Raw genomic sequence first — 20,571 nt, 5'->3', positions numbered from 1 at the left:
CTCTTCTGGTCAAGCTGAAGTGTCAGATGAAGTCGGAACTAATACAACTAAAGAACATCGTAATTATCCTTTTCAGCCATTTATTCTTTAAGAGTTATCACTCATTCAATCACCACACCACACTTGTATGTTAGTTTTGATTTGAATTTGAAACCTGGAGATGGCACCTGTTCATCAAATAGATCGATAGGCTCAAGCTTCTCTCCTTTTCTTGCGCAAACCTTTTTTGCTTTGGCTTTAGCTTTCTCAAGTGCGTCATCATAAGCTTTATCGCTAAGTCCAATATCGTAACAACAGTTTTTGTTGATATCCGAAATTCTTGAATTCGTAGAAGTTGCAGCTGTTTCATTGAGGTTGGTGGTTGAATTATTTGCTTGTTGCTTAATCATAGATTGATGACTATTTGCAGTGTTTTTTGATTGTACTTTGGCTCGATTACCTTGAGACCAGCCTTTAACCGCAACATCATTGGCATAATTGCAGCCACCACCTTCGCGCCATGTTTTTCCGGCCTTTAAACAGTTTTGTTTTTCAAACTCGTAGGGTGACGGTTGTTTAGGCTTCGATTTTTGAACACTGGATATTGATGACGTTTTACAACTTCCTGTTCTTTCGTCGTAACTACCGCCTCGCTCAGCGCACCATGTTTGGTATCGTTGATTTAAAAGGGCGGGACTTGGCTCTCCCCGAGGTATATAGGAAAGCACTTCTTTGTTATCTCTTGTTTGTTTTCTTGTGTTGTTATTTCCTAGCGCTTGTATCTTTGGATCTGCCAGTCCAATTGGCGAGTTGTTAAAATTAGCTACAGCTTCCGTAAATGAACTATGTAAAGTTGCTGACCGAGCCTTTTTTCTCCGTCGCTCCTCCGCTGCTAATCTAGCGTCAAGCCTTGCTTCCTCCTCTAGAGCAATATCTCGTCTTTTCTGACGGATGCCTCGCTTCTTATTATTGACTCTCATTACACCGGCTAGATATTTTGGCGACTGAAAACGCGCCATATAAATTTGTGCGAAAGTTTGATTGATATCATCCTGTGGCGTTATATAGAAATAGGCCGCAAGCTGGCGTAGTGTGTTACGATAAGTGGAAAGCTGTAGATCAAATGACTCACCGGTGGTATGAATGTTGTTAAACGTGCACCAAGCGTAATCGGGATCTCGAGTGCGATTGGTAAATATGCCTTGGGTACAATAAATTAACGGTACGCCTTTGCTGGCCAGTTTGTTTTTGAGAGTCCACGCTTGTTGAGAAAATATTATCCCTTTTGGGCTATAACTAAGCAGAAATGGTGTCGATTCAGCACCAAGTTGAGGTTGGGTGGCATATTTGCAATCTCGAGAAATATCTAACCATGGAAAGCTTAACGCGACTCGTATAATAGTCCGCTCTCCATTAACGGAACCATCAAAAGATTTACTGCTCTTAATTTTTTCCGTGTGGACCCATAACCCCATTGAATCTAGTGCTTTGTCCGATGGATGACATTTTCTCGTATAACCTGGCGCCCCCCCCTTGTAATGATATTGTTGAGGGGTATATTCAATTCTATCGTTAGTCAGTTGAAGCGGAGCATTTACCTTTATTACTCGACTTTTATTTTCCATAAATTCTTTAATGGGTCTATTCCAAATTTCATTCATAAATAACTCAACGAGCAAATCGGTATTTCTTTCCTCTCGCTCTGCTTTTATTCTTCTGGCTTCGGCCCAGCGCGCTTTTTCTTCGGCGGTAGGTCCGGATGCACAAGAGGTAATAGTAGTGATTAGTGAAAGAATTATGCAGGCTTGAAGAGTAAAAATTAAAATTTTATTCATAACTGATTAACTCCTACCGGTTCTCAGTTTTTCTATGGCTAAACGAATTAATCTCTATGTAATCGAGGCTTGTTCGTCTTTAAGCTTAGTGCATAACTAGTGAGTTTACACTGAATTGTGTAAAAATCATTGGTTATAAATTACTGTAAAGTGGCTCAATATATGCTTTAACGGTTATAAATAGTGCTTGAAAACAGATCATACTATGGTAGCATCGTTTTAGCCTTTTTATCTGAGTGAGCTCGGTAAGCTCTAAAGCAAAAAAAAAAAAAGGGACACCCACAACTTTTTCAAAAAACATCTCAAGATAAATTTGACGGCGACGCGAGTTTTTATTAGTTTGGTTTAAAAGGATATCAAACTAGAAGGAATTTCAACGATGACTCGCGCTCGCAATTCAATAATTGATTTAGCTTCAACCACTTATTACCACTGTATCTCTCGTTGTGTTAGGCGCGCATTTTTATGTGGAGAAGATAAATTTTCTGGAAAGAATTTTGAACATCGCAGACACTGGATTATTGAACGAATAGCCTATCAATTAGACTCCTTTGCCATTGAAGTCGCGAGTTACGCCATTATGTCAAACCATTATCACCTTGTGCTTAGAGTCGATGACGACAAAGCTAAGAGTTGGAGTGAGGCCAATGTTATTCGGCGCTGGAAACGGCTCTATAAGATTCCGCCTGTGGTACAGCAGTATATTAAAAATCCACAGGCGCAAGGTATCGCTGAGGTAGCTCAAGACATGATTCAAGAATGGCGAGAGCGACTGATGGATATCTCTTGGTTTATGCGCGGTTTAAATGAATATTTGGCCAGAGAAGCGAATAAAGAAGATGAATGTAAAGGCCGTTTCTGGGAAGGACGCTTCAAATCTCAACCACTGTTAGATGAAGCCGCAGTTATCACCGCAATGGGCTATGTCGACTTAAATCCCATCCGAGCCAAAATGGCGAAGACGCCAGAAAAGTCTGACTTTACTTCAATTCAACAGCGGATTAAACAACAACTAAAAGCCAAAGTTCAAACCCCAATCCCCTTAATCAAACTCACCCAATCAAAACAAAAACATAAAAATGCAATTAACGTAACCCAACAAGACTATATCGAACTAGTTGACTGGCTGGGTCGTGCGATACTTCCCACAAAACGAGGTTATATTGAGAGCGATACACCGCCAATACTAAACCGACTTAATCTCCATGCTGAGGAGTTTGTTTCGTTAATGAAACAGAAAGACGATTTATCGCAACTCAGCGTCATTGGCTCTCCCAGTGCGATTACGCATTTTATGGATGTAGCAGAAAGGAAGTTAGTCAAAGGGCTTTCTGCAAGTCAGCGATTGTTTCTTTAGATAAATCACATTTCATCAACTCATAATACCCTAATCAGCTTGGCTGAGGTTTAGTGTATCCTGAAAATTAATATCTATCCGAAAAATGTCCTGAACGAATCTAACTCGATAAAATTATTCTCATAAAACGCAGACTGGGGCGCTTTAAAGTTATAGTGTGGTGGTGTAACATAAAGCAGGTATGAAAATGGATGTCCTGTTATTTATCTATTAGCTATTCAATTAATATCACGTGGAAATATCATGATTAAAGTATTATTACTTTCAATTTCTCTGTTTTCTTTTGCTTCATTAGCGGAAAACAAAGTTCTTATAGAAAATGTCACTATCGTTTCATCTCACTTGCAAGCTCCCAAAATTCAGATGAATGTATTAATAAGTGACGGACGAATTAGCGAAATAACTAGAAAAAAGATTACATCCTACGATCTTAAAATAAATGGTTTAGGTAAATTTTTAACGCCAGGTCTTATGGATAGCCATGCACACGTATCGTCAATCCCGGGTATGGGGTTTGGGGTTGAGCCAATGGCGATTAAAAATCCGAAACTCGCACAAGCTTATTTTGAACAACAACCAAGAAGCTTTTTATTTTATGGGGTAACTCAAATACTTGATCCGAATCCGGGAGTGAGTTTCAATTATTTTACTTCGGCTTCTCATCGTCCTGATTATTTTCGCTGTGAAGTATTAACATCAAAGAATACCTTCCCATATGTAGAGAAAACAGACGACCTATCAAGATCAATGTTTACTTATTTAATTGATGAAAGTGCAGAAGCAACCGCAGAAAATTCAGTAGAAAGGTTAATTGATAAAATTGCCCATTCAGGTGCTTCGTGTATAAAGCTTTATTTTGAAGACGGTTATGGTAATGCTAACCAATGGGCAACACTATCAACTAACACATTAAAACGAATTAAACTAGCTGCTAAAAAGTCTAATTTGCTTATAGTCGCTCATGCTAATGCCTTAGATATGCAGCAATTAGCACTTGCCGCAGGTGTTGATGTTATCGCTCATGGTATGTGGAATTGGGGGCAATATAATCGCGAACAAAATATTCCTAAAGAAATTTCTAACACTCTGGATAAAATGATTAATGACGAAGTAGGTTATATGCCAACACAAAGAGTGATTGCTGGCTTAGGTGAAGTAATGATCTCTACCATTGTTAATTCTCCTGAATTTTCATCCATTACACCTAAGTCACTTATTGATTGGTATAAAACCGCTGAAGCGCAATGGTTCAAAGAAGAACTTCGAATTGGCTTTGATGGAATGCCTGATCAATCAATCTCAGATGCATTTTTATATGGACGAATAGGAAAAGGCAATAAAGTCATTCAATATCTAAGAAGTTCTAACCATCCTATTTTATTGGCTTCGGACTTCCCTGGAAGCCCTAGTTTTGCCAATCAACCAGGGCTGACAACCTACCAAGAAATGAAAACTATGGTTACTGCAGGGCTATCGCTGGAAGAAGTACTAGCGGCGGCAACCATTAATAATGCTAAACAATTCAGAATTGATAATGATTACGGTACAGTAGAAGTAGGCAAAATTGCTAACCTTCTACTACTTAAAACTAATCCTTTAGACTCTATAGAATCGTGGAACCGTATAGAAACGATTATCCTACATGGAGAGCCCATAGCTAGAGAAAGTTTGGTGGTCAATAAATAGCGAACACACATGAGTGGCTCTCTAGTCAATAAGCAAAAGTAATTACTTTCGGTTACCTCAGTAACCAAGTAATAGTTAATTAGTAATATCATCTACTTCGTCTGTCGTTTGAGCTGTGAAGTCAATTGCTTACCGCAAACACATATAGAGGCTCTCTCACTTTGTTCTCAACATTGCCTGCTTGGTACTTTCCATAGAGTTTAGCAGGGGCACTACGATTGCATGGATGCAGGAGTTAGAGTAACACATGAGCAGTTACCGAGACATTCATCGGTTAACCTTATAAAGGCACTATTCAAGATTAGGGGTTAATTTCATTATCCAGTTATTACCAGGCTCAGTTAAGGTGTAAACAACCTTACTCATTAAATTAAAAAAGCACGCCAATGAGGTGGCTAATCAAGGTGGTTGGGTCCTAGTTTTTGGTGTATAAAATTGAAATGTTAAGTTTAAAACCAGTCAGCAGACATCAATTTTAATCACACTCTGCATACGTCCAGTTAGGCGTTGCGCTACCCTCATTGCGTGACTTACTCTTCAGGAATTTTTGATCATCAAATATTGACATAAGTTTTTCACGGGCGCAGATATTCTTTAAGTTAACTTTGTTGGGCGGTAAGTTGTATTGGCTAGTTGTATTAACGACATGTGCTTTTAGATGTGCACTGTGGCGTACTATTTTCATTCTTCGGCGGAGCAGCTCTCGTGTTGCTTGTTTCTCTTTTAGGTAAACGTAGGCTAATGGGAAGTTTCCACCTCGAATGAGATTAGCGATCTTGAAAGAGTCGATACGGTCGTCACGGCTTACTCGAGTCCTTCTTCACTTAGTTCTTGCATCTGTTTCACCTCTCGCTCAAAATAGTGCTTTAATCTGTCTATCTAATCTGGTTGTTTTATATACCATGCCAATAACCATCAATACGACAAAAATCCAATCACAAGATAGTGATGGCTGTCTTTTTTTAGCGCCTAACGCGCGCACTAAGCAGGCTTTAATCGCTGGTTTTGTGGCTAATGCTGCCGAAGGAGAAGTGCGCGTTGCCCAAAGTGTATATTCGTTTAGCGAGTGGCTAGATTTGCTTTGGGAAGAGCTATCGTTTCAAGTGCTGCTGCCGGTAATAATAGGTAACTTAGAGTTAAAGTCTTGGCTAAAACAGAAAATTGAAGCAGACACTCAATGGCAACTAACTAATGAGCTTGGTGTTGCAGAAAAAATGCTTGATGCCTACAAAGTATTGTCCCAATGGGGAATTAGTTTAAACAGCTTAGGAAAAGTGTTATCTGCTTCAGAAGAGACTTGTATTATAACGCAAGACTTGCTCGATCTAAGTTTATTTAATGATGCCAACTTAGAACCAAATTATCTTAATGAGCAGGGCGAAAAGCTAGCTGAGTCGCTCAGTTTTTTTGCACAACAACCGAGTGCGCCGTGTACCCTAGACTCGGTTAGTAAAGAAGTTGAATGCTTTATTAACTTTGGTTTAGCACTAGAAAGCTTTCTAATGGAGCGAAATTTAATTGCAAGCTTTAAAAAGCTATGGTGGCTAATAGAAAACCAAAGAAAATTGATAACCTTATTGCCTGAAAAAATCGTATTGGTTGGATTTAATCAGCTTACGCCTGCGGAACAATCTTTTATTCAGCTTTGCATTAAATCTGGCTCTCAGGTTAGTGAGTTTCAACCACAGGTAAAAGCAGATTTTATCAAACGGACTCAACATACTGAGTTAAAGTCTGAACTAGAGTTTGCGGCAAAATTAACTAAACAAATTACGCTTGAATCGCCTGATAAAAATATTGCTGTGGTGGTGCATCAATTAGCTAATTATACCGACCAAGTTCACGATATATTTAGTCAAGTATTTCACCCAGAAGAGGACAAGCCATGGGTAGAGCTTGAGAGAATGCGATATAACGTTTCCGCTGGTGAATCCTTTCAAGCGCTTCCGCTTATTTATATTGCGACTAAAATTTTGGGGTTTGATTATAAAGGGCTTAACTTAGAGTCACTTTACTTAATTAAAACAACCCCTTTTATCGACTGGGGCCAGCATACTGCTGAAATTAGAGCCTTTCTCAATCAGTTAGGTAATTTAAGTTATCCGCAGTATTCTTACGATTTTATTTTGCAGGCAATTAAAACGCATGCCAAAGCCAAAGAGTTGGAACTATTAAAGCAGCGGATCGAGCTGTTATTAAATGCGAGTAATACGCCTAGGCCAATGCAAGCATGGGTCGACTCATGGAGTCACAGGCTACAATATTGGGGCTGGGGGGTAAAAGAAAAATTAAATCAAGCTGAGCTAAAGCAGTTAAAAGAGTTTGAAGCTTTAATGCTTGGCACAAAAAACTTAACCAGAGTATACGATAAGCCGCGCCACTCTCAAGCGAAAGAGTTTTTGTTTCAAGCGATTAAGCAGGCCTCTTTTCAAATGCCCAGCGATAGAACTAATATTCATATTCTTGGGGTGTTAGAGGCTGCAGGTTTAGAGTTTGATGCCACCATTATTGTGGGGTTTAACCAATCTAACTGGCCGCAAAAAGCTAAATTAAACCCGTTTATACCGACTTTAGTTCAGCAAACCTTTAAAATGCCCAATAGCTCGGCAGAAAAAGAGTATGAGTACGCAAAAGACATTTCGAGCTCACTGCTTAATTCGGCTAGTTCAATTTGGATAACAGAATCATTTAATGAAGCAGGTGAAACCAATTCTTCTTCTTTCTTTGAGAAAATCTCGCTGTGCTTGCCCAGTGAGTTTGTCGCTGACTCGGCAGAACCCATTTTTACGCCGGATTACCAGTGGATTACTGATGAAAAAATTGATTTGCAGGAAAGTTCAATAAAGGGCGGAACCTACTTATTAAGCAACTATGCAGCATGCCCATTTAAATCACTCAGCAGTTTTTTGTTTGACTTGTCTATACCAGAAGATAACAAACCGGGGATTCAAGCAAAAATTAAAGGTTCATGGTTGCATACAGCAATGGAGTTCTTTTGGAATAAAGTAAAAGATAAAAAAACTTTGTTAGCAATGGAGCAATCACAGATTGATGAAAGTATAAGGCGAGCGCTTTTAGACGCTAAAAATGTCTACCTTAAGCAATTATATGCCAACGCATCTGAACCTGTCATTGATATTGAATTTAATAAGCTGTTCCAGCAAATTAGAGAGTTGTTAATTATTGAAACGCAAAAACCAGATTTTAAGGTTGCCACAGAAATTGAACAGACACTTAATCTCAATGGCATTGACTTAAAGTTTAGAGTCGATCGTATTGATACTTTAGCCGACGGCAGTATAGAAATTATTGACTATAAGACAGGTTCTACAGATATTAAGAAATGGTTAGGAGAAAGACCACAAGAAGCACAAATGCCCGCTTATATTTTGGCAAATCAGCAGAGTAAGGTTGCTGGTCTTTACTATGCCAAAGTAAAAACGGGCGAGATCGCTCAGTCCGGTTTTAGCTTCTCGCCGCAATTAAACGAAAATGATCTTCAGTCGCCTTTTAAAGAGACTGTAAGCTGCATTGAACTGAGTGCTGAGAACAAATTAGATAAAACTAAATCCTTTCTTAAAAATACCAATGGCTATAATTTCAACCTTAATGTTTTGGCACAATGGCGACATGACTTATCTAATCTTGCGGAGAATATTAAGTCGGGATATATGCCTGTTTCGCCTCAGTCTACCAGCGAAAATTGTCGCTTTTGTGAGTTAAGCGACTTTTGCCGCATTCAAGAAGGACAACCTGAAAAATTAGCTTGCTCAACAGAGGAGACTGCCGATGAATAATTCTGTTGAGACTAATCAGGTAAGTGATCAGTCTGTAAGAGACGAGCTGTTAAATCCATTTGAATCTTTTATTGTTCAGGCACCGGCCGGTTCTGGTAAAACGGAGTTATTAACTCAGCGCATTTTAGCGTTACTTGCGGTGGTAGAAAAACCTGAAAATATTTTAGCAATTACTTTTACGCGTAAAGCAGCCGCCGAAATGCGTAACCGCGTTGTTTCGGCTTTGCAATTAGGACAACAGCCACAGCCATCGGCTTCTCATGAAAAAAAACGTTGGGATTTAGCACAAAAAGTTATCCAGCGAGATACTGCGCTGGGGTGGAACTTACTAGAAAACTCATCTCGGTTAAATATAACCACGATTGATAGTTTATCATCTTCATTGAGCAATGCGCTTCCGCTTTTGTCGCAAACAGGCGTATTACCAAAGGTAGAAGAAAATGCTCAGTCCTATTATTTGCAAGCTGCGCAAGCGTTAATAGAGTCAGTTGCAGAGGATAACGAATATTCCTCTCATATTTTAACTTTATTACAGCATAAAGATAATAATGTTTCGCAAGTCATCGAGCTTGTTGCTCAAATGTTAGCAAAGAGATTGCAGTGGATTGGTAGTGTTACACGCCATTCGCGCCAGTTTGACTCTGCTTCATTAATTGAATCATTTGAAGTGATTATGACCGAGAAGTTGCAAAAAGCCTACGCGGTAATTCCTACCGATATTCTTTGCGAGCTACCGGAGTTACTTAATCAAGCAAGTGAAGTACTGGTTAAAAAAGGCGCTCAAAATAAAGTTTACATTTGTCAGCTAGAGCCGCAAGCGGCAATTAAATTCCCGCAGGTAGCTGACTTGCCTACATGGAAGGCGATTGCAGAGCTGTTTTTAAAAGCTGCAAAAAAACCAGAGGTTTACACTAGCTTTAATGTTAAAAATGGTTTTCCTACAGCCAAAGATGCGTCTAACGTAATTGAAGAAGAGCGCTTTAGTAAAAATAAGTCACAAGTATTATTAATTGCTGAGCAGCTCAAAACGATGCCAGAGGTGGTTGATTTACTCGATCAAATTAGACAATTACCCGACGATGTTGAACGCAGTTTTACTCAAGAAGCATTGCATGCTGCGGTAGCGCTACTACCAATTGCGGTGGGGCATTTGAAATTAATATTTAAGCAATATAATTTAGTCGACTTTTCAGAGCTTGCTATTGCTTCACTAAACGCTTTAGGCCACGCAGACAGTCCCAGTGATTTGGCATTGGTTTTAGATCACCGCTTAGAACATATTTTAATTGATGAGTTTCAAGATACTTCGACACCACAAATTGAATTAATAAAAATGCTTACTGCTGGTTGGGATGACTCTTTACAGCGCAGTCTATTTTTAGTGGGCGATCCTATGCAGTCGATTTATCGATTTAGAGACGCTAATGTAAGCTTGTTTATGCAAATAAGAGAGCAAGGTCTTGAGCAAATTAAAATTTTGCCGCGAAATCTTGAAGTAAATTTTCGTTCAAATTTTAAGATTGTTAATTGGGTTAATCAGCAGTTTTCTCAGTTGATGCCAGAGCTAGAAGATTTAACTTACTCTGCGGTGAGCTATGCACCATCAGTTGCTTTTCATCAACAAGATATTGGTGCAAAGGTTGAAACATACTTAACTATTGATGCTGAAAGCCACTGGCTTCAAGCAGAAAAAATACTCGAAATAGTTAAATCGCACCTTGCAAGCAATGCTAAGCGTGACAAGCCTCAAACCTTGGCGATTTTAGCTAGAGGCCGAGGTCACTTAATAGAAATTATTGAGCTGCTTAATCAACATTCAATTGTTTATCAAGCCGTAGAAATAGACCGCTTGTCACAAAAAATGGTCGTAAAAGATATTACTAACTTGGCTTTTGCACTCTGCGATGATTATGACCAACTCAGTTGGGTTAGCTGTATGCGCTCGCCTTGGTTTGGGCTGAGTTTAAATGATATTCGCTTAATTATGACAACTAGCGATAACGTTCAACCAATGCTGCAACGAATTAAGGCTGCGTCAAATAATATTTCTACGCTTGGGCAAGAGAGGTGCCAAAGAATACTTCCATTACTTGAGGCGGCTCGACAACAAAAAGGTAAAAAACCATTTAAAAAATGGTTGCTTGGCTGCTTTAAAGCGTTAGGCGGAATGTATCAATTAGACTATTCGTCAGAACAAGCGGATTTAATTGTTTGTGTGGAAAAGTTAGCAACGCTGCAGCAAGGTGGTGAGCTTGGTGATAGAAAAAAAGTGAATGAAGCCATTGAGCGCTTGTTTGCCGCACCTAATCCGTTAGCCGACGCACAAATTCAAGTAATGACCATTCATAAATCAAAAGGACTGGAGTTTGATACTGTAATACTGCCGCGCTTAGACGCGATGAAACCCGGAGGAGATTCATCGCTTTTAAAGTGGACTGAGGTAGTTGATGAACAAGGTGATGCCCATAATTTATTAGCTATTTCTAGAGAAACTGGGCAAAACAATGATCCGGTCTATCAATTTATTTCTTTTTTAGATTCTAAGAAATCTTTTTATGAAGACCAGCGTGTTTTATATGTTGCTGCCACTCGAGCTAAACAAAATTTAATTTTATTAGGCAACTTAAAACAGGACCTTAAAAAAGGTGAAATAAAAACACCACCTTCCGGCAGCTTTTTAAATATGCTTTGGCCAGGAATTAAAGATAATTACTCTGTCATTTTAGCCAAGTCTGAAGCGGCTTTAGAACAATCTAATTTACTCCCAAGCAAAGCCCAATATGATAGCCGCCAAATTAAGCGCGTCAATTTAGAGCGTGCGGCTAAATTACCTAAAAATGTCCGCACCGCTAATTGCCTTGAAGCGCTTAATTCACACCCTGATGTGCCACTAGAACCTCAGCAAAGGGATTTGTTTGCCGCCCACACTATAGGCGCAGGTGCAAGCGCAGCAATGGCTCAGTCACAAGCAACTGAATTTGCTGTAACTTCAGATATAGCGGTTGCCATAGGCACGGTCATGCACCGACAATTGCAATGGATAAGCGAAAACTATCAGCCCAACTTTAAATTACCCCCAAATTGGCCAGAGTTAACTCGCTCTCAATTAGTCAGCTTACTCGCATTTAGTTTGCCCGAAGAGTTACAGAATGCCATAGACGCCGTTGTAAAAGGTGTTACTATGACCCTAGAAGATCCGCTAGGGAAAATGATTGTAGGACCTAACGACGATGCAGCGAGTGAACTTGTACTACACAAAAAAATTGAGGATGGTGGCGTTTTAACTCGTATCATTGATAGAACATTTATCAAAGATGAGGTGCGTTGGATTGTAGACTATAAATCTTCTACTCCTGAAAAAGGCGAGTCGCTTGCACAATTTTTACAAAGAGAAAAGCAAGTCTATTTTGTACAGCTAAGTGATTATTTTAGAATGTTTTCTCAGCTAGAAAAGCGCCCGATTCGATGCGGTTTATATTTCCCGTTGTTGAGCCATTTTGAAGTAGTTATTGAAAGTTAAACTTCGACGTCGTACAAACTGATAATTAATAGGTAGAATATGCAGTCTAGCTTTACACGATTTTTATTATTTATTTTAATTCTGGTTGGATTAGGACTTGGGGCTAGGCTTATTTTTAAGCCTCAATCAAGTAACAGTGAGGCTGGTGTTATGGGTTGGCTAAACCAGATTTTTTCTCAGTCGGCTAAGTCGCCAAATGAGCCTGTCAATCGGCCTAACACTCTGATAAAGCAACAACCTAAAAGCAATTTTCAGCCTAACGCTGATAGTAGCCAAGATAAAAGCGCACAAAAGCTGATGTATCGTTGGCTTGATGACGCTGGAAATTTAAAGTTCACACAAACGCCTCCAAAAGATAGAGAGTACCAAACGGTTACTTACACCAGCGAGCCAACTCGTAAGCCTGGGAGTATCAGCCCGTCGCGGCAATATGAAATAAAGAATAATAAACCGACACAATATTTACCTAATGTTACTACACGTCAACAAAGCACAGCTAGGAATGATCAAACTGACACTAAAGATCTTGGTCTTTCATTGCAGTGCACTAGTCAATTGAATCATTTAAAGCGTTTTGAAAAAAAGCTGGACAAAAGCAAAGATGTTGCACAAAGCATTTGGCTACAAGATTATTGTTCTGCATTGTCTGAGCTTATTCAAACTAACTGCGTTATTGCCAAGAAATATATAAAGTACAATCAGTGGTGCGGAGTAAGATACCGGCGTTAGCCTCGCTACCCCCACGGTATAAAAATCTAAAGGGAGTACTTTAGTTAGCTAAAGCTAAAAGGAACGATTTTAAGTATTTATTATGGCAAGTTAAAATAAACACTTTTAATGCCGCTTTGGGTGACGTCTAAATAATGGCCTTGTTGTCCCCAGTCACTTAATACGATACGTTCTACGGGTTTGTTGTTTACTGTTAATTGATGGCAGTTTTCTCTATGCGTGTGTCCATGAATTAATCGGTCGCACTGGGTTTGTTTAACCAATTCTTCTACTGCCGCGGAATTGACATCCATGATTTGATTTGTCTTTTGTTTTTGCTGTGCTTGGCTTTGCTGGCGCACGCTTTCAGCGTAAGCTAATCGATTGGCTAAAGGTTGGCTTAAAAATTTTTGCTGCCATTGAGGTGCGCGAACCATGTTTCTGAACTGTTGATATTCAACATCGTCAGTGCAAAGTGAGTCACCGTGTAAAAGGCAAATCTTTTGTTCAAACCATGTTGTGATATAGGGCTCGCTAAGTAAATTGCCGCCTGTTTGTTGGCAAAATTCATCGCCTAGCAGAAAATCTCTATTACCTAACATAAAAAATAGCTCGCCAGAAGTTTGCGAATATTTTTTAAACTCGTCAATGATTGTTAAGTTAAAGGGGCTTTGATGATCGTCACCAACCCAAACTTCAAATAAATCTCCAAGGACATAAAGCTGCGAATAATTTGGCGCGATAGTTTGCATAAAATGCAAAAAAAGCTCGCTCAGGTGAGGTTGCTCTTCACAAAGATGAAGGTCAGAAATTATTCCAATGGCTTTTGACATATTAGACTCTTATGCGATGACTAAACTAATAAATTATGCTGGAACTAGCGTTTTAAAAAATTGACAAGCTAAGTTAAAGCGCTTTAATAGCCAGTTATAATAGAAACTAGTTTAAAACGCTCTCTTAGCTCAAAAATTAACTATTCTACACTAACCTTAATTATTTCAACCGGGTCTACTGGCACATCTTGCATGCCACGAGAGCTAGTTGTTTCAACGCCTTTAATTTGATTAACTACTGTCATGCCGTCAACCACTTTTCCAAAAACTGCGTATCCCCAACCTTGTGCTGTCTCGTTGGTAAAATCCAAAAAGTCGTTATCTTTTACATTAATAAAAAATTGCGCGGTGGCAGAGTGAGGATCCATAGTCCGAGCCATAGCCAAAGTACCTACTTTATTAGACAGGCCATTTTGTGATTCACAATTAATTGGAGCGCCAACGGCTTTTTGATTGAGGTCTTTGTCAAAGCCTCCACCTTGAATCATAAAGTTTTCAATGACGCGATGAAAAATTGTCCCTTCATAGTGGCCAGACTCAACATATGACATAAAGTTCTTTACGGTTTCAGGGGCTTTCTCGGCATCAAGCTCAATTTTAATGTCACCGAAATTTGTGTGAAAAATAACCATTAATATTACTCCAACTGGAAAAAAGTTGATTTTAACGTAATTAGACAGGCAAATGAAAGCGAACAAAGAGCTGATATTGTGTCGCAGATAACTGAATTACGCCAAAGCGCAAAATATGGCGTATTGTCCTCAATGCCGGTACAAGCAAACTTTTGTTTATTTAAAAGCGACTAATTGGGGGTGCTTTCAATGGGTAAGGGCATTATAATAGCGGCCAATTAACAGTCTAAAACATCGTTAGTTGTTTTTAACTTATTATTTTAATTCCGCAAATAACGGAGCACATTATCCATGCTACAAATATACGATAGTCTTTCTCAAAGCAAACGCGAGTTTAAGCCGATTGAGCCGGGAAAAGTGCGTATGTATGTGTGTGGCATCACGATTTATGATTATAGTCACGTAGGGCACGCGAGAACCTTTGTGTCTTTTGACGTTATGGCGAGATATTTAAGGTTTTCTGGCTACGATTTAAAGTTTATTAGAAATATCACCGACATTGACGACAAGATTATTGAGCGTGCAAATCAAAATAACGAGAGTATCGGTGAACTAACGGCTCGTTTTGAAAAAATAATGCACGAAGATTTTGACGCGCTAGGCATGATTCGGCCTGATATTGAGCCTAAAGCAACTGAGTCAATACCCGAAATTATTGAAGTAATTCAATCGCTTATTGAAAAGGAATATGCTTATCAAGGAGAAAATGGTGACGTTTATTACCATGTGCCTCAATTTAAAGACTATGGCAAGCTAAGTAAGCAAAACTTAGATGCCTTACAGGCCGGTGAAAGAGTTGATGTAGCGACTGACAAGAAGAACTCTATGGACTTTGTTCTTTGGAAAGTTGCAAAGCCCGGCGAGCCGAGTTGGCCTTCGCCGTGGGGAGAAGGGCGTCCTGGTTGGCATATTGAATGTTCTGCCATGTCTAAAAAGTGCCTAGGTGATAACTTTGACATTCACGGCGGTGGCTCAGATCTTCAGTTTCCACATCACGAAAATGAAATTGCTCAATCGGAAGCGGCCAATGGTTGCTGCTTTGCTAATATTTGGATACATACCGGAATGGTCCAAGTCGACAAAGAAAAAATGTCTAAATCATTGAATAACTTTTTTACTATTCGTGATGTTTTAGCGCTTTACCGTCCCGAGTCTGTTCGTTATTTTATGCTGACAAGTCACTATAGAAGTCAATTAAACTATAGTGAAGACAGTTTAAAGGCAGCAGACGCCAGTTTAGAGCGTCTTTATTTAGCACTGCGTGATGTTGAAGTAGCGTCTAGTTTTCAATTAGATAAAAATAATCCGCATGTGGTTAAATTTATCGGCGCAATGGATGATGATTTTAATACCCCGGTTGCGCTGTCTGCTTTATTTGAGCTAGCCAAAGAAATTAACAAGTTAAAAGCAAGCCAAAGTCCAAAGGTTGCCGAGCTCGCTGCGTTATTAGTGCATTTAGGTGGCGTGTTAGGTATTTTGCAATTGTCTCCCGAGTTGTTTTTACGCTCTAGCGCCAGCACTAGTGATAGTGATGAGTCGGAAATTGAAGACTTAATCTTGCAGCGTAATCAAGCGCGTACAGACAAGGACTGGGGCAAAGCAGATGAAATTAGAGATAAGTTGCAGCAAATGGGGATTGTACTAGAAGACAAGTCTGGTCAAACCGTATGGCGGAGAGAGTAGTTAAGGCAGGCTCTTTAGCTTCCTAAGAATGAAACTAAGTTAAATAAACCCATTAAAGCCAGCGTAAATCGCTGGCTTTTTAGTTATTTAATTAAAATAACGGTTGAGCGAACACTTGTACGCTAAGGTCATACCAGTTTGATGTCTTAAACAAGCGATAATGGCGCGATTTTTTAATGGGGCATTTTGCAACTTTATAGTGTCAGCTAAGTTGCCCGCCTCTAATACACAATTTAAGCTGTCACAAATAAGGTTAAATTTTATGAGCCGTACAGAGTCATTTTCGAGAGATGAGTTAATTGCTTGTGGTAAAGGTGAGCTTATCGGTACTGCAACCGAAGGACGCCCTATAGCCCGATTACCGTTACCTAATATGTTAATGATGGATCGTATTACTAAAATTAGCGACGAAGGCGGAAGTTATGGTAAAGGTCAGGTAATAGCAGAGCTCGATATTAACCCTGATTTATGGTTTTTCGGTTGTCATTTTGAATCAGATCCAGTTATGCCTGGCTGTTTAGGCGTTGATGCTTTGTGGCAGTTAACCGGGTTTTTCTTATCTTGGAGTGGTTACCCTGGAAAAGGGCGAGCGTTAGGCGCAGGGGAAATAAAGTTTGTTGGCCAAGTTTTACCCACTGCTAAAGTTGTGCAATATGTCGTTGATATTAAAAGAGTATTGAAAAAAGGACTTTCAATGGTTATTGCAGATGCTAAAATGCTGGTAGACGGAAGAGAAATCTACACGGCAAAAAATCTTCGAGTTGGCTTGTTTGAATCAACCGCTGACTTTTAACCAGTAGCAACCACTAACTAGCCTATGCTAGTAGCCGTTCCATCAAATTATAATTGATAGAAGCTAGGCCAGTGCGTAGCTTCTAAAACAAAGTGAGGAATTAAAATGAAACGAGTCGTTGTCACCGGCATGGGTGTTGTTTCATGTTTAGGTAATGATGTAGACAGTGTCGTTGATTCGCTAAAAGCGGGTAAATCTGGCATTCGTTTTATGGAAAAATATAAGGAACTTGGGCTACGCAGCCAAGTTGCTGGACGCCCTGATCTTGAAACTAAAGACCATATTGACCGTAAAGTTTTACGCTTTATGGGCGATGCTTCTGCTTACACTTATATTGCAATGAGCCAAGCGATTAAAGACGCTGAGCTTCCAGATAGTTTGGTATCTAATCCGCGAACAGGGATTATTACCGGTTCTGGTGGCGGTTCACAAAAAGCCCAAGTTGAATCAGTAAATATTTGCTTAGAAAAAGGTGTTAAGCGAGTAGGTCCTTATGCGGTACCTAAAACAATGGCGAGTACTACCAGCGCGTGTTTAGCTACGCCATTTAAAATTTTAGGAGTGAATTATTCCATTACTTCTGCTTGTGCAACGAGTGCGCACTGTATAGGAAATGCTTACGAGCAAATCCAACTTGGCAAACAAGATATTATTTTTGCCGGCGGTGGTGAAGAAGAAGATTGGCGTTTAACTTTATTATTCGACGCGATGGGAGCACTTTCATCTAAATATAATGATACCCCTGAAACGGCTTCTCGGCCATACGACGAAACGCGTGATGGCTTTGTTATTTCTTCTGGCGGCGGAATTCTAGTTCTGGAAGAGTTAGAACATGCCAAGGCTCGTGGCGCTAAAATCTACGCCGAAGTTATTGGTTACGGTGCAACTTCAGATGGCTACGATATGGTTGCGCCATCTGGTGAAGGTGCTGTTCGTTGTATGCAACAGGCGCTTGCCACAGTTGATGCAGAAGTTGATTATATTAATGCTCACGGAACCAGCACGCCGGTAGGTGATACAGCTGAGTTAGGCGCAATTAAAGAAACTTTTGGTAATAACATTCCAAAAATTGGTTCAACCAAATCGTTAGCTGGTCACTCATTAGGTGCGACAGGCGTACACGAAGCCATTTATAGTCTTTTAATGATGAAACATGGTTTTATTGCCGGTTCAATAAATATAAACCAGATTGATCCTCAAGCCGCAGACTTACCGATTGTAACTAAAACTCAAGATGCAGAGTTAAATACGATTTTATCGAATAGTTTTGGATTTGGTGGTACTAACGCTAGCTTGGTGTTTGGAAAGTATAAAGGCTAGCCTCAAACTAGCGAAACATAAATAAAAAAGCGTCTTAACTGGCGCTTTTTTTTTGTCTTAAGTAGAATCAATTGATAGCAGTAAAAACTACAATAATAAATGAGACCATAGATTGAAATTTAAAAGTCGCCATCAGCTGGTTAATATCTTTCTAGGTATACTTATTTCTACATGCTGCTTTTGGGGGAGTGTTTGCGCCTCCGCCCTTCAATCTGAGCAGCTAAATCAAGCAACCGAGATCATTGAAACCACAAAAGCATCGGCAAGTGCTGATATTTCCGTTGATAAACTAGCCTCTAAAGCAACCATACTGACCCTAAACTCTCAATTTAATGGTGTGGTTCCCGCTTCATACATAGAGTATTTAGTGGCTAATTCACAACAGCTAAAAGACTTTAATGCGCTTTTACAAAGCGAGCTGCAAAACGAGCTGCAAAACAAGGATCTCAAATGGCAAAGCTTTACCAATATAACGCGTTTAGATCCGAATCAATGGTACTGGTTTAGAGTGCGAATACGCAGTGATTTAGCTTCTAAATCATGGTTGTTTTCGCCTGGGTATTGGCATGAAAGCGAACTCTATTATCAACAAGACTCTAAGTGGCAAAGCTATGATTTAAGCGCATTTCTACCGCTTGAAAAGCGAACCTACCCCAGCAGCCGTCCGATGGTTAAGTTGCTTGTAAACCAACCTCAGTCAACTTTATATCTTAAAAGTAAAGGATTTAGGCAAGGCCGCAAGCCTTTAGCACAGCGCTTAAAAATATTAGATGAAACGCAGTTTCAACAAGAACTTATTGAAGCGCATCGGGTACAAGCTGGCTACTTAGGGTTTGCAATTGGTATTGCTTGTTTTCATTTTATCTTGTGGTTGTGGTTTAGAGAGCGAGTTTATCTTTGGCTAGTGGTTGCAATGGTTTCAAGCCCAATATTCTTTCATGCATTCTACGGCTTTGGGCTGACTCATTTGTGGCCGAACTGGCCAGTTTGGAACGAGTATTCGGCGAGTCTACTTGCTGCCATTGCGCCCGCGTTCTATCTTAAATTTGGGATCGTTTACTTAAACTTATCAATCACTTTAAGCAAAATATGTCGCTTGCTGCACTTTTTAATTTATGGTCTGGTAGTGAGTTCTGTTGCAGTTTTTTATCACGAAAGTAATTTGTTATGGATTCAAGCCTTAATTACCTCATTTGCTTCTGCCTTGTTGTTATTCTCTTCAATTTACTTAGCTTATAAGGGGTATCGTTATGCTTGGTATTTTATTGCTGGCAACTTTGCGATTCTCGTAGCGCTATTTATATGGACCTTGATAGAGTTGCAACTTTTAGGGTGGGACGATTTAGCTTTTTCTATTGTCGATTTAGCGCAGTTTGGTTCTGCATGGCAAGGTACACTGCTTGCACTAGGCATGGTAGAGAGAATGCAGTCGATGCGACAAATAATGCTAAAACAAGCATTAGAAGCGGAAAAAGAAGCATTGCAGCACGCCCAGCAAACTAGAGCATTAATTCAAGCGCAAAACGAAGAACTTGAGTCGAGTAATAAGGCGCTAAAAGAATTAGATGATCTTAAAGATGACTTTCTAGCAAGAACCTCGCACGAACTTAATACCCCCCTCAACGGAATTATTGGGTTATCGCAGCTGTTGCTAGATAAAGAGTTAATTCAGTCGGAAAAGGAAAGGACGGAGTATTTAGAAATTATCGCTTCACGCGCGGAACATTTAAAAGACTTGGTATCTGAGCTGCTGGAGTTTGTAAAAGTTCGTAAAGACGTGATTACTTTATACCCTGAAGAAATAAACGTTGCTTCGCACATTCGAAAAATTATTTTAACTTTTAAAACGCAAGCTGAGCAAAAAGAGTTAACCTTGATAGGACCCGAGCAAGAGTCAGTGATGGTTAACGCAGATGCGCGGCGATTACGCCAGTGCTTAACCATTCTGCTAGACAATGCGATAAAATATACTGATGAAGGCTCAATAAAAGTAGCAGTATTTGATCAAAGCGAACAGATAGTTATTTCAGTTGCTGACACAGGAATAGGCATAAAAAGTGATTTAATTGCGAGTATATTTGAGCCTTTTAAGCAGCTTGAGTATAAGAATAAAACTCGAGAAGGAGCCGGGTTGGGGCTTTCAATTTGTAAACAATTAGTTGAGCTACATCGCGGAGTATTAAGCATTGAGTCGACTGAAAATGTCGGTTCTACATTTTCAATAACGCTACCCAAAAATTCTCGCGATTGTTAAGCGCCCGAGGCGTAAAAGGTTTTTAGGCGGTGTATCAATGAAGAATTTTTGCCGGTAGTTAAAAGGCTGAATTAATTATCAAACTAAAGCTGTGCAGTTGCTGTTTCGTTCAGGCTTAGCTAACTACTCAAATCAATCCCAAATACCCATAATAAGTTGAATTCTTTATCTTGA

General features: G+C 39.6%; 12 protein-coding genes and 1 pseudogene. 9 read left to right on the top strand and 4 right to left on the bottom strand.

Annotated elements, in window-relative coordinates; genetic code table 11:
- Window positions 1–101: 101 nt before the first annotated feature.
- Complete coding sequence (locus ACUR5C_RS10905; protein WP_454465154.1) at window positions 102–1,814, bottom strand: hypothetical protein; 1,713 nt, start codon at window positions 1,812–1,814, stop codon at window positions 102–104.
- A 379-nt stretch (window positions 1,815–2,193) separates the two neighbouring features.
- Here ACUR5C_RS10905 and ACUR5C_RS10900 point away from each other — a divergent pair, with 379 nt between their 5' ends.
- Window positions 2,194–3,171: a transposase gene (locus tag ACUR5C_RS10900; protein ID WP_454465153.1), complete on the top strand. Its 978-nt coding sequence runs from the start codon at window positions 2,194–2,196 to the stop codon at window positions 3,169–3,171.
- Between the two features lie 243 nt (window positions 3,172–3,414).
- Window positions 3,415–4,857 carry an amidohydrolase family protein gene (locus ACUR5C_RS10895; protein ID WP_454465152.1) on the top strand — a complete coding sequence of 481 codons (1,443 nt, stop codon included), beginning with the start codon at window positions 3,415–3,417 and terminating at the stop codon, window positions 4,855–4,857.
- 550 nt (window positions 4,858–5,407) lie between these two features.
- Here ACUR5C_RS10895 and ACUR5C_RS10890 read toward each other — a convergent pair.
- Window positions 5,408–5,662: pseudogene (locus ACUR5C_RS10890) on the bottom strand (IS110 family transposase); the annotation flags it as partial.
- On the opposite strand from ACUR5C_RS10890, the gene ACUR5C_RS10885 reads away from it, so the two are divergent.
- Genes ACUR5C_RS10885 through ACUR5C_RS10875 form a run of 3 tightly spaced genes read left to right on the top strand, consistent with a single transcriptional unit; the run spans window position 5,619 to window position 12,903 of the window.
- Window positions 5,619–8,654, top strand: coding sequence for a PD-(D/E)XK nuclease family protein (locus tag ACUR5C_RS10885; protein ID WP_454465151.1), 3,036 nt, complete (start codon window positions 5,619–5,621; stop codon window positions 8,652–8,654). The pseudogene ACUR5C_RS10890 and the gene ACUR5C_RS10885 overlap by 44 nt on opposite strands.
- Window positions 8,647–12,174, top strand: a complete 3,528-nt coding sequence (locus tag ACUR5C_RS10880; protein ID WP_454465150.1) for a UvrD-helicase domain-containing protein — start codon at window positions 8,647–8,649, stop codon at window positions 12,172–12,174. Before ACUR5C_RS10885 ends, ACUR5C_RS10880 begins: the two co-directional genes overlap by 8 nt.
- Before the next feature lie 39 nt (window positions 12,175–12,213).
- A complete protein-coding gene (locus tag ACUR5C_RS10875; RefSeq protein WP_454465149.1) occupies window positions 12,214–12,903 on the top strand; it encodes a DUF4124 domain-containing protein in 690 nt (229 codons plus the stop codon).
- 80 nt (window positions 12,904–12,983) lie between these two features.
- On the opposite strand, the gene ACUR5C_RS10870 is transcribed toward ACUR5C_RS10875, so the two are convergent.
- Entirely contained in the window at window positions 12,984–13,715 is a 732-nt protein-coding gene (locus ACUR5C_RS10870; RefSeq protein ID WP_454465148.1) for a UDP-2,3-diacylglucosamine diphosphatase, read from the bottom strand.
- Between the two features lie 140 nt (window positions 13,716–13,855).
- Window positions 13,856–14,347: a peptidylprolyl isomerase gene (locus ACUR5C_RS10865; protein ID WP_454465147.1), complete on the bottom strand. Its 492-nt coding sequence runs from the start codon at window positions 14,345–14,347 to the stop codon at window positions 13,856–13,858.
- Window positions 14,348–14,638: 291 nt separating this feature from the next.
- Between ACUR5C_RS10865 and cysS the strand changes: the two genes are divergently transcribed.
- From cysS to ACUR5C_RS10845, 4 genes are all read left to right on the top strand, one after another.
- A complete protein-coding gene (cysS, locus tag ACUR5C_RS10860; RefSeq protein ID WP_454465146.1) occupies window positions 14,639–16,030 on the top strand; it encodes a cysteine--tRNA ligase in 1,392 nt (463 codons plus the stop codon).
- 262 nt (window positions 16,031–16,292) lie between these two features.
- Window positions 16,293–16,823: a bifunctional 3-hydroxydecanoyl-ACP dehydratase/trans-2-decenoyl-ACP isomerase gene (gene fabA / locus ACUR5C_RS10855; protein WP_454465145.1), complete on the top strand. Its 531-nt coding sequence runs from the start codon at window positions 16,293–16,295 to the stop codon at window positions 16,821–16,823.
- 105 nt (window positions 16,824–16,928) lie between these two features.
- Window positions 16,929–18,143 (top strand): beta-ketoacyl-ACP synthase I, encoded by a 1,215-nt coding sequence (gene fabB / locus ACUR5C_RS10850; RefSeq protein WP_454465144.1) that lies wholly within the window; start codon window positions 16,929–16,931, stop codon window positions 18,141–18,143.
- 112 nt (window positions 18,144–18,255) lie between these two features.
- On the top strand, window positions 18,256–20,397 hold the full coding sequence (locus ACUR5C_RS10845; protein ID WP_454465143.1) for a sensor histidine kinase: 2,142 nt from the start codon (window positions 18,256–18,258) through the stop codon (window positions 20,395–20,397).
- Window positions 20,398–20,571: the final 174 nt, after the last annotated feature.

This window comes from Aliikangiella aequoris (assembly GCF_053709105.1).
This window is presented reverse-complemented; position numbering and strand designations above follow the sequence as displayed.